The following is a 10,668-nucleotide window of genomic DNA, read 5'->3' on the forward strand; positions in this document are numbered from 1 at the left end:
GCGGAGCAGGGGTACGAGGCGGCCACGCTCAAGGCCATCGGGGAGCGGGCGGGCATTCCGACCGCGTCGATGTACCACTACTTCCCGGACCGGTACCAGGTCGACGCCGAGCTGCTCCAGCACCATCTCCAGCAGCTCGACGCCATCGTGAACGGTGTGCTGGAAGCCTCCGAGCCGTGCACGATCGAAGGCGTCGCGGACGCCCTCATCGACGCGGTGCTCGCCTACTTCCGCGGCCATCGGAGCTGCACCGAGCTGTGGTTCGCGGGGCGCAACGAGACCCTGGACGCGCTGGTCCGCGGCTACGACGAGGCCCAGGCGGATCGGCTCTGGCTCCTCCTGACCGAGCGGAACCTCATCGCTGCCGACACCCCGCGCCACGTCGCGCAGATCGCCTTCGAAATCGCGGGCCGGTTCTTCGACATCGCGTTCCGGCGCTCCCCGGACGGGGACGACGTGACGATCGACGAGGGTCGCCGCATGCTCACCGCGTACTTCCGGACCTACGCCCCGCCGGAGGCGTAGCCCGGCTGTCGGCGCGCAGAGTCCACGCGATCCGCTCGCGGAGCCGCTCTCCCGGCGGTGCCCGAGCACGGCCGGCAGGGTCATTCCGTCAAGCGCCCGACCATCGACACAAGGGGAGCGGGAGTTCCGCCATGCCACTGATCTGCCTCGTCCGTCACGGCCAAGCCTCCGCGGGGGCGGACGACTACGACGTCCTCTCCGAGTCCGGCCGCGTCCAGGCGGCCGCCGTCGGCCGGGAACTCGCCCGCCGGGGCCTGCGAGATCCGTACGTCGTCTCGGGCACCCTGACCCGGCAGCGCGACACGGCTCAACTCCTCGCGGAAGCCGCCGGATTCGAGCGACCGGTCCATCAGGACGCGCGCTGGAACGAGTACGACCACCTCGACCTGATCGCCCGCTACGCCCCCGCGTCCCGCCGCACCTCCTCGATGCAGGACCTGCTCGACCACGCCCTGCTGGCCTGGATGCGGGACCCCGCCGCGACCGACGCCGACGGCGAGACCTGGGCCGCGTTCGCCGGGCGGGCCACGGCCGGACTGGCCGAGCTGTCCGCCGCACTCGGCCGGGGGCGGGACGCGGTCGTCGTCACCTCGGGCGGCGTCCTCGCCGCCCTGTGCGGGACGCTGCTCTCGCTGCCCCACGAGGGAGTCGTGGCCCTGAACCGGGTGGCCGTCAACGCCTCCGTCACCACCCTCGCCGTGGGGGGGTCCGGCACCACCCTGCTGACCTTCAACGAGCACGCCCACTTCACCGGTGACGGGCGGCAGTTGCTCACCTATCGCTAAGGCGCGGAGGACACCCCTCAAGGCCGCCGCGCAGGCAAATCGTCGAGCGGGGACCGGGTGGCCGTGCGGCGAGTACGGGGACGCGGAGGGCGCCGCCTGGTCAGGGGGTGCCCTCTGGCCTAGAACGGCCCCCGGCAGGGAACATGTCGACATAGCGTCATGGTCATCCCGCACGGTCCGTCTCTTTCCGGGCCCGGTCCCCGCCAGGAGATCACGAAGTGTCCTACGACAGCTCCGAGTTACCCTCCGATCGCCGCGAGCCCAGTTGGTCGACGGGACATGGTCCGACGGAGCCGCCGGGCCCTCGCACCGGTCCCCACCGCACCCTGCGCATGCTGCGCCGCGCCTACCGCTGGCAGCGGCGCGTGGCGTCCCTCGCCGCGCTCGGCTACTTCGCCGTCTTCCTCACGCTGACCGTCAAAGCCCCCGCGCTGATGACCCGTCCGGGGCCGGGCGGACTGCCCACCGGTCTCGTCCTGGCCCTCGTGCAGATCCCCGTCACCTGGCTGGCCGTCCTGCTCTACGAGGCCACCGCCTACCGGCTCGTCGACCCGCTGGCCCGTCGCGCCCGTCAGTCCTACCCGGCGCCCGTGCACCGGAAAGGAGGCCGGTGACGGAGTTCAGCGGTCCCGCGCAGTCCTGGTCCCTGGCCGCCTTCTGCTCCGTCGTCGCGCTGACCCTGCTGCTCTGCGTCCTCACCGGTCCGGACGCGGACGACCTGGCCGAGTTCTACACCGGCTACAGGTCCCTCTCGCCCCTGCGCAACGGGCTCGCCATCGCCGGGGACTACATCTCCGCCGCCACCGTGCTCACCATCGGCGGCATCGTCGCGCTGTGCGGGTACGACGGGGTGGTCCTCGCCCTCAGCGCCGTACTGTCCCTGCTCCTGCTGATGTTCCTGCTCGCCGAGCCCCTCCACAACACCGGCCGCTACACCATGGGCGATGTGCTCGGGCACCGCCATCCCGCCCGGTCCGTCCGCATCGCGGCCTGCGCGGTCACCCTGCTCGCGCTCGTCCCGATGATGATCGTCCAGCTCGCCGGGGTGGGCGAACTCCTCGCCTACGTCATGGGGTTGACCGAGCCCGCCGCCAAGAACGGCTGTGTGGTCGGGGCCGGGATACTCATGATCAGTTACGCGGCGCTGGGCGGCATGCGGGGTACGGCGCTCGTGCAGATCTTCAAGACGGTGATGCTGCTCGCCTCCGGGCTCGTCGTCAGCGGGCTGATCCTGCACACCTTCGGATGGAGCACCGAGGCGCTGTTCCGGACCGCCGCGCGCGAGAGCGGGGCCGGGCCCGCGTACCTGCGCTGGGGGCTGCAGTACTCCAGCAGCCCGCATCCCGCGCTCGACCTGGCGAGCACCCAGTGCGCGATCGTGCTGGGCGCCGGGTGTCTGCCGCACGTCACCATGCGCATGTACACCGCCGGGACGCCACGCCAGGTGCGGCGGGCCATGTCCTGGGCGGTGTCCTCGGTCACCCTGTTCATCCTGATGCTGGTACTGATCTGCACCGGGGCCACCGCCCTCCTCGGGCACGCGCGCATCACCGGGGCCGATCCGCACGGCACGACGGCCTATCTGCTGGGCGCCCGGGCCGCGTTCGGCAGCGGTCTCTCGCGCTCGGAGAGCCTGCTCTTCGCCACCGTCACCACCGCGGTGTTCCTGACCCTGCTCGCGTCCGTGGCGAGCATGACGCTGGCCTGCGCGAACGCGCTCGCCCATGACCTGACGGCCTCCCGCCGCACCCCGCTGGCACCGGTGCGGGAACTCACCCTCGCCCGCTCGTGCGCCCTGCTGGTCGGCATCCCCGTCATCCTGGTGGCCGCCCTCGCCCAGCACCGCAGCCTCCAGCCGCTGGCGACCCTCTCCTTCACCCTCGGCGCCTCGGCGATCGCGCCCGCGCTCCTCTACACCCTCTTCTGGCGCCGCTACACCCGCGCGGGCCTGCTCGCCACCCTCATCGTCGGCTCCCTCACCGTCCTCGCCCTCACCCCCGGGACCACCCTCGTCTCCGGCACCCCCCTCTCCGCCTTTCCCGAGGCCGACTTCGACTGGTTCCCCTACAACACCCCGGCCCTCGCCTCCATCCCGGCCGGCTTCCTGGCCGGCTGGCTCACCTCCGTCCTCGCCGGCAGGTCCTCCGCCGACCGGGAACGCGCCCGCTACGAATCGACCGAGCACCGCCTCCTGACGGGGCCCCCGGCACGGGACCGTTCGGCGGGAGGCACGGACGGCTCTTGACGAGTTCCGGCAACGGGTGGCGCCCGCGAGGCACCGGGCGCCCGCGCGGCTGGGCGCCGGGGGTTCTGACGAGGTCCAGGACGACGAGCACGGGCCCTGCCCGACAGGCCCCCCCCAAGGGCCCCGGCTGCGTGCCCGCCGGGACGGTGTGTCAGACCACGGCGAGCCGGTCCACCAGCAGATCCACCCTCTGCGCGGCGTCCTCCGGCAGCAACCGTCCCGCCCGGGTCAGGGTCGCAAGGCCGTGCAGGGACGCCCAGAACACCTCGGTGAACAGCGCCGGGTGAACACCGTTCCCGGCGACCTCGCCCAGGCTCTCCAGCAGCGCGGCGAAGGCGTCCTTCAGTGGCTCCGGGGTGTCCTCCTGCGCGTACGCCAGGCCGCCGTCGAGCTGGAACAAGGCGTCGTAGACCGCCGGGTTGCGTGCGGCGAAGTCGAGGTAGGCGCGGGCGAGCACGGCGACCCGCTCACGCGGGCCGTCCGCGGCGGAGGTCGCGGCACGCACCGCCGCGGCCAGCTCGGCAGCGCCCTCCAGGGCGACGGCGCCGATGATCTCGCGCTTGCCGCGGAAGTGGCTGTAGAGGACGGGCTGGCTGTACTCGATGCGCTCGGCGAGCCGGCGGGTGGTGACCGCGTCCCAGCCCTGCTGCTCGGCGAGTTCGCGGGCTGTCGCCACGATGAGGCGCTCGCGCTCCGCCCGTTCGCGCTGCTTGCGTTCCTGTACCGACATGACTCCGACTCTAGCATCGCTAGACAATCGAGCATGAGCAGTACTAGCGTTGCCTCATCATCTAGCGTCGCTAGGTCCCAGGAGGGGTCATCATGCTCAACGCACTCGAGGTGTTCACCACCGTGATCGTCGGCCTGATGGTGGGGGTGGAGTTCTCCGTCGCCTTCGTCATGAACCGGATCTTCGACGCCCTTCCCGAGGACAGTGGCCAGCTCGCCCGCGCCCACGGAGGCCGGATGCTCGGCGCCCTCATGCCGTTCTGGTACATCGGCTCGCTCGTCCTGAGCGTGGTCTGGGTCATCGCCGGATGGGACCGCTCCGGCGCCGGACTCGTCGTCATCGCCGCCGCGTTGCTGATCGTGAGCGTCATCATGTCGCTCCTGCTGCTCGTCCCGATCAACAACCGGGGCAAGACGTGGACCCCCGAGAACCGGCCCGCGGACTGGAAGGAGCAAATGAACCGCTGGGACCGCTACCACTACGTCCGCGTCGCCGTCATCGTCGCCGCCTTCGCCCTGCTGGTCGCCGCCCTCGTCTGAGGCCGATGCCCACAAGGAGAAGGGCAACCCGAGACGTCGTCACGACCCTGGTACGGGGTGGCCTGCTGGTGGCGGGTCACCGCCGGGCGCTGGGCCGAGCGCGGGCGGCCATCGCCCCTGTGCTCGCCCGTCGCCGCCGTGTCGTATGGCGCCGACTCCGGCCAGCTCGCCGTATGTCCGGAGTCGGCGGCCTGGGCAACGAAGGCCCGGGTGGTGGAGACCGGGCTGGGGCTGCCGGGGTTCTCGACGTTCGACAAGCCGGCATCGAAGATCCGCACCGAGGTGTACGTCTTCCCAGGCCCCGTCACCGCCCCAGCGCTCCGGCCCTGGCTCCGCCCGTGAGTCGCCGGACACCTAGCGCGTCACCGCCTGCGGGACCAACTCGTCCGACTCGCCGGGCCCTGCCGGCCTGCTCGCCAGGGTGAAGATGATGCGGGTGCCCTCGGTGTGGGTGAGGTCCACCGCGATGGTGCCGCCGTGGAACTCGACGATCTTCTTGCACATCGCGAGGCCGATGCCGCTGCCCTGGTAGTGGTCCTTGGTGTGAAGCCGCTGGAAGATGACGAAGACCTTTTCGGCGTACTCGGGAGCGATGCCGATGCCGTTGTCGGTGACGGCGAAGCGCCAGAAGTCGCCGTCCTGTTCGGCGGAGATGTGGATGACCGGGGTCTCACCCGGGTGACGGAACTTGATGGCGTTGCCGATCAGGTTCTGCCAGAGCATGCCCATCTGCGTGGAGTCGGCGACGAGGGTGGGGAGTTCGTCACGGGTGATCACCGCTCCCGACTCCTCGATGCTGACGCTGATCGCGGTGAGGGTCCGCTTCATCACCGTGTTCAGGTCGACGCTCTGGTGGGTGTTGTGGACGCGGCCCACGCGGGAGAAGTCGAGCAGGTCGTTGATGAGGGTCTGCATGCGGTTCGCGCCGTCGACGGCGAACTCGATGTACTGGTCCGCCCGTTCGTCGAGCTGGCCGCCGTACCGCCGCTGGAGCAACTGCGTGAAGCTGGACACCTTCCGCAGCGGCTCCTGAAGGTCGTGCGAGGCGACGTACGCGAACTGCTCCAGCTCCGCGTTGGACCGCTTGAGGTCGGCGGACTGCTCGTCCAGGCGCAGCCGGGCCTCCTCACTGAAGTCCAGCGCCCGGAGCAGCCGCCTGCGCATGGACTCGATCTCGTCGCCCAACTGCCGCAGGTCCGCGGGGCCGGTCCGGGTGATCGGGTGGCGGAAGTCGCCCTCCGTGATGGTCCGGGCGTCCGCGCCGATCCGCTCCAACGGCCCGGTGACACCCCGGCGCAGTGCCTCGGAGACGATCACCGCGAGGGCCACGATGACCGCCGCGATGGCGGTGAAGATCCAGTTCCGCAGGCGCATCGTGGCGGACAGGTCCGCCCTCGCCGACGCGCGGTCGGCGCGCAGCCGTTCCTGCTGGGTGGCCATGGCGGCGCGCGTGGCGTCGAAGGCCGTCCTGCCCCTGTCCGCGTTCTCGGTGGCCAGAGGAGAGGGCTTGCCGGTCGGTGAGGCCGCTACCGGCCGCGCGATCTGCGCCTGCCAGGTCTCGACACGGTCCTGCACGATTTTGAGGTCGCGCAGGCGCGCGGGGTTGCCCCGGAGGAGGTCCGACAGTTCCTTCGTGTACACCTTCTGCTGGCGGAGCCCCTGCCGGTACGGGTCCAGGAAGTCCGGGGTACCGGTGAGTCCGTAACCCCGGATGCCCGTCTCCTGGTTGAGCAGTGCCGACTCCAGCCGGATCGAGGTCATCAGCGCGGGAGACTTCACGTCCACGAGGTTGTCGCTGATCGACGCGGTCCGCTCGAGCGCCCAGGCGCCGGTGGCCCCCAGGAGCACCAGGACGGACATCGCCACGGTGACTCCGAGGCGAAGCCAGCGCCGAGTCGTCCACCGGGACAGCTCCCGCTCGTGCGGCGGCTTCTCAACGACGGTCATCCTCTGCTCTCCTCCGCGGTGACGGCCGCGATCACAGCGGCGCAGCCACACCCTAAGCGACGATGACAACCGTTGTTGTCGCGGGCGATGCGGAGGGCTTACGCTGCTGGTCATGCCTGGCAAGAGCTTCGTCGTGCCGACCGCCCCGCAGGAGATGGCCGCCCTCGCGGACGCCGCGGTCGACGAGGTCGCGCGGCGCATCGTCCATGAGGTCACGGAGCCACGTGGTCGTGTTCCCTCGCCGGACGATCCCATGCACGCGCTGACCCGGCTGCACGTACTGACGCATCTCCAGCGGGCCGCCGAACGCCTCCAGCGTGCGGCGGCCGTGGAGGCCGCCCGCGCGGGTGCCGGCTACCCCCAGCTCGGCGAGGCCAGCGACATGACGCGCCAGGGCGCCCGGCGCCGCTGGCCGGGACTCTTCACCCACTCCACTGAAGCACCCACGGAGCATCCGATGATGACCACCCCCACCCGCCCCTTCGACGTCCTGCTCGTCGAGGACGACGTCGCGGACGCCCTCCTCATCGAGGAGGCCCTCTCCGAGCGCGGTGCCCGGAACCTGGTCCAGGTCACCGACGGAGTCGCCGCGCTGGAGCACCTGCGCGCCCCGGACAGCGTGCGTCCCGACCTCATCGTGCTCGACCTCAACATGCCCCGCATGAACGGCCGCGAGCTGCTCCAGATCCTCAAGGCCGACAAGGAGCTCCAGACCATCCCCGTCGTCGTCCTCACCACCTCCTCCGCCCCCGACGACGTCACCGGCGCCTACCAGGGCCACGCCAACGCCTACGTCACCAAGCCCGTCAACCTCGCCGAATTCGAACAGGCCGTCCAGAGCATCGACGCCTTCTACCTGGAGACGGCGACCCGCCCGCCCCGCGCCTGAACCGAGTCCCGAGCCCGGTCGTACGGACCCGCCGGCCCGTACGACCGGATGTCCCCTCTTGTCCTGACAGGATGACCGCATGGAACGTGTACGTGGAATCGGTGGCTACTTCCTGCGGGCCGCCGATCCAGTGGCCCTGAACGCCTGGTACCGGGACTGTCTGGGTCTCGACGTGGATGAGCACGGCCTGTGGCAGCAGGGGACCGGGCCGACCGTGTTCGCGACCTTCGACTCCGGAACCGACTACTTCGGCTCCCGCACCCAGCAGACCATGCTCAACTTCCGCGTCGCCGACCTGGACGCGATGCTCGCCCAACTCCGCGCCAAGGGGGCCGACGTGGCCGACGAGACCCAGGACATGGAGGGCGTCGGCCGTTTCGGATGGGTGACGGACCTGGAGGGCAACCGCGTCGAGCTGTGGCAGCCCGCCTGACGGCGGGTCCGTCAGTCCAGGGCCACGTTCTTCGTCTCCGGGGCCCACGCCACCGACGCCGCGAGGCCGATCCCCAGGACCACGGTCAGGGCCAGCATGGTGGGGGAGAAGCCGATGTGGTCGAGGCTGAGCGGGAGGAGGAAGGTGCCGATCGCGGAGCCGATGCGGCTCATGCCGTTGAGCAGGCCGACGCCGGAGCTGCGGAGGTCGGTGGGGAAGAGTTCGGCGGGGTAGACCTGGTCGAGGTTGACGGCCGCCGACATGGTGAAGGTGAAGACCAGGAACAGCGGGAAGAGCAGGGCCTTCGGCGCGTCGGGCCAGACCGCCATCGGGGCGAGCGCGGCGATGAGGACGACGAAGGACCAGATCGTCAGCCCGCGCCGGGTCATCTTCGCCACGAACCACAGGCCCGCCACACTGCCGCCCAGCAGGAACAGGTTCAGGATGCCGTCGCTGGTGGTGTCCTCCTCGCCGACCCCGATCTTGGCCAGCACCAGCGGCAGGAACGTATAGATGGCGAAGTACGGCACCACCTGGGCGTTGTAGAAGATGACGCCGAACGCCGTCCGTCGCCAGTACTCGGGGCCGAACAGGTCCCGGTAGCGCGCCGGGGGGCGCTCGGCCGAGGCACGCGCGACACGGGCCAGCGAGGCGACCTCCTCCTCCTTGCCGCCGAGCCGGCGCACCACGGCCCGCGCCTGCTCCAGGTGCCCGCGTGCGACGAGCCAGCGCGGGGACTCCGGCACGCCGAGCCGCAGCAGCACCACCGCCAGCGCCGGCAGACTGCTGGACGCGAGCAGCCACCGCCACGCCTCGCCGCCGAGGCCGACCACCCAGTTGCCGAGGAAGAACGCCACCACGTACCCCACCGTCCACATGACGGTCAGGGAGGCGAGCAGTCCGCCCCGGTAGCGGCGCGGTACGAACTCGGCGACCAGCGTCGGGCCCAGCGCGTAGTCGGCACCGATGCCGATACCGATCAGCAGACGCAGTACGAACAACTGGGTGGGGCCGGTCACGAAGAACTCGGCGGCCGACGCGACCGAGATGAGCAGGAAGTTGTACGTGTAAAGGCGCTGGCGGCCGATCCGGTCGGCGCCCCAGCCGACGACCACGCTGCCGAGGAAGATGCCGATCAGCGCCGCCGCGCCGAGCAGCCCCTCCCACACGGAGCCGAATCCCAGCTGCCGGGCGATCAACGGCAGCGCGATGCTGATGATGCCGAGTTCGTAGCCGTCGGAGTAGTTGGCGCAGAACGTCAGCGCCGTGATGCGCAGGTGGAAGCGGTTGAGGGGAGCGTCGTCGAACGCGGTCGCCGCCCCGTCGCCCCCCGAGGGCCCGGGGTTGTCACTCCCGGAGGAAGAGGTCTTGCTCTGCGGCATAGTCTTCGAAACCTTCCAGTCGTTGCCGGGCCGAGGCGCCGGCCGCGTCGGCCATCGCCTCCACCAGCGCCACGGTCAGCGAGACGACCGCGGCGTGCGAGTCGAACACGAACTCGGAGGCGACTCCCGCGCTCAGCACGTCGTCGGCGAGGGGGGTGAGCGCCGTGACGAGGCGGTCCGTGATCAGAAGCGTGTGCAGGCCGAGGGTGCGAGCCTGTTGGAGCGCGGCCGCGCACTCCCGCGGGTAGCGGGGGAGCGCGACCATCACCAGTGTTCGGGCGCCACACCGGTGGGCGTGCCGCAGTTGGTCGCCGAACACACTGCCCGAGTCGGTCAGCAGCCGGACATCCGGATGGATCTTGGTGGCAAGGTAGGCGAACGAGGCGGCCTGCGCGGCCGACACGCGGTACCCCACGACGACCAGCGGCACCGACGCCATCAGCCGCTCGGCGATCGCTCGCAGCCGGGTCTCGTCGGCGAGCTGGGCGCGCAGCGCGGCGAGGTTGCGCAAGTCGGCGTCGACGGCGGCCTGGAACTTGTTGCCGCCTCGCTCCGGCACCGGCTCGGTGGTCGCCTCGCGCAGATAACGCCGGAACTCCGCATACCCGTCGAAGCCGAGCAGGGCGACGAAACGGGTCACCGACGGCTGGCTCACCTGCGCGTGCTCGGCCAGCTCGGCGCTGGTCAGCGCGGCGGCGTCGCGCGGGCGCTCGGCCAGATAGCTGGCGATGCGCCGTTGCGCGGGCGTGAGCCGGTGCGCGGTGAGCAGCTCGTGCAGCGACCGGGGCACCAGGTTCTCCTTCTCTTTTTCTCGCCGGCGGGTTCTTGCCAGCAGGATGAATCAAGAGTTACATGCTATTCGCAGTAATGAATGAACTCTTGTCAAGAGGGGTGGCGATGACCGACTCCAGCCGCATCCTGATCAGCGGCGCCGGACTGAGGTGCGCCGACGTGGTCCGCGTGGCCCGGCGCAGCGCGTGGCCGAAGCTGGCGCCCGACGCGCTGACCAGGGCGGAACGCAGTTACGAACTGGCCGTGGAGCTGGGGGCGAAGGGTGCCGTCTACGGCCGGACCACCGGCGTCGGCGCCAACCGCCACATCGTCGTCGACCCGGACGGCGCCGACCTGCACGGACTGCGCCTGCTGCGAAGCCACGCCGGCGGTACCGGCGCGCCGCTGCCCGACGACGCGGT

General features: G+C 70.8%; 13 protein-coding genes. 9 read left to right on the forward strand and 4 right to left on the reverse strand.

Annotation, left to right across the window (positions count from 1 at the left end; all coding sequences use genetic code 11):
- The 4 genes from CCN33_RS04140 to CCN33_RS04155 form a co-directional block, all read left to right on the forward strand.
- Positions 1-525, forward strand: a 525-nt coding sequence (locus tag CCN33_RS04140; protein WP_107483894.1) for a TetR/AcrR family transcriptional regulator, incomplete at its 5' end; no start/stop codon positions are given.
- A gap of 131 nt (positions 526-656) precedes the next feature.
- On the forward strand, positions 657-1,310 hold the full coding sequence (locus CCN33_RS04145) for a histidine phosphatase family protein (protein WP_086691202.1): 654 nt from the start codon (positions 657-659) through the stop codon (positions 1,308-1,310).
- A gap of 218 nt (positions 1,311-1,528) precedes the next feature.
- Positions 1,529-1,924 carry a DUF485 domain-containing protein gene (locus tag CCN33_RS04150; protein ID WP_244173628.1) on the forward strand — a complete coding sequence of 132 codons (396 nt, stop codon included), beginning with the start codon at positions 1,529-1,531 and terminating at the stop codon, positions 1,922-1,924.
- Positions 1,921-3,555: a sodium/solute symporter gene (locus CCN33_RS04155; protein WP_086691206.1), complete on the forward strand. Its 1,635-nt coding sequence runs from the start codon at positions 1,921-1,923 to the stop codon at positions 3,553-3,555. The genes CCN33_RS04150 and CCN33_RS04155 overlap by 4 nt, the downstream gene beginning before the upstream one ends.
- A 151-nt stretch (positions 3,556-3,706) precedes the next feature.
- Here CCN33_RS04155 and CCN33_RS04160 read toward each other — a convergent pair whose 3' ends face one another.
- Positions 3,707-4,285 (reverse strand): TetR/AcrR family transcriptional regulator, encoded by a 579-nt coding sequence (locus tag CCN33_RS04160; protein WP_086691208.1) that lies wholly within the window; start codon positions 4,283-4,285, stop codon positions 3,707-3,709.
- Between the two features lie 92 nt (positions 4,286-4,377).
- On the opposite strand from CCN33_RS04160, the gene CCN33_RS04165 reads away from it, so the two are divergent.
- Positions 4,378-4,824: an anthrone oxygenase family protein gene (locus CCN33_RS04165; RefSeq protein WP_086691210.1), complete on the forward strand. Its 447-nt coding sequence runs from the start codon at positions 4,378-4,380 to the stop codon at positions 4,822-4,824.
- 57 nt (positions 4,825-4,881) lie between these two features.
- Complete coding sequence (locus CCN33_RS32755) at positions 4,882-5,166, forward strand: hypothetical protein (protein WP_086691212.1); 285 nt, start codon at positions 4,882-4,884, stop codon at positions 5,164-5,166.
- A 12-nt stretch (positions 5,167-5,178) separates the two neighbouring features.
- On the opposite strand, the gene CCN33_RS04175 is transcribed toward CCN33_RS32755, so the two are convergent.
- Positions 5,179-6,771: a sensor histidine kinase gene (locus tag CCN33_RS04175; protein ID WP_086691214.1), complete on the reverse strand. Its 1,593-nt coding sequence runs from the start codon at positions 6,769-6,771 to the stop codon at positions 5,179-5,181.
- Between the two features lie 112 nt (positions 6,772-6,883).
- Between CCN33_RS04175 and CCN33_RS04180 the strand changes: the two genes are divergently transcribed.
- Positions 6,884-7,660, forward strand: a complete 777-nt coding sequence (locus CCN33_RS04180; protein WP_086691216.1) for a response regulator — start codon at positions 6,884-6,886, stop codon at positions 7,658-7,660.
- A gap of 79 nt (positions 7,661-7,739) precedes the next feature.
- Positions 7,740-8,093: a VOC family protein gene (locus CCN33_RS04185; RefSeq protein ID WP_086691218.1), complete on the forward strand. Its 354-nt coding sequence runs from the start codon at positions 7,740-7,742 to the stop codon at positions 8,091-8,093.
- Between the two features lie 11 nt (positions 8,094-8,104).
- Here CCN33_RS04185 and CCN33_RS04190 read toward each other — a convergent pair whose 3' ends face one another.
- Both CCN33_RS04190 and CCN33_RS04195 read right to left on the reverse strand, forming a co-directional pair.
- Positions 8,105-9,475: an MFS transporter gene (locus tag CCN33_RS04190; protein ID WP_086691220.1), complete on the reverse strand. Its 1,371-nt coding sequence runs from the start codon at positions 9,473-9,475 to the stop codon at positions 8,105-8,107.
- Complete coding sequence (locus CCN33_RS04195) at positions 9,441-10,265, reverse strand: MurR/RpiR family transcriptional regulator (protein ID WP_086691222.1); 825 nt, start codon at positions 10,263-10,265, stop codon at positions 9,441-9,443. The genes CCN33_RS04190 and CCN33_RS04195 overlap by 35 nt, the downstream gene beginning before the upstream one ends.
- A 107-nt stretch (positions 10,266-10,372) precedes the next feature.
- On the opposite strand from CCN33_RS04195, the gene CCN33_RS04200 reads away from it, so the two are divergent.
- Positions 10,373-10,668: aromatic amino acid lyase (locus tag CCN33_RS04200; RefSeq protein ID WP_140394462.1), on the forward strand; the 296-nt coding region annotated here is incomplete at its 3' end.

Origin of the sequence: Streptomyces recifensis (assembly GCF_002154615.1) — a bacterium.
Classification (GTDB): domain Bacteria; phylum Actinomycetota; class Actinomycetes; order Streptomycetales; family Streptomycetaceae; genus Streptomyces; species Streptomyces griseoluteus.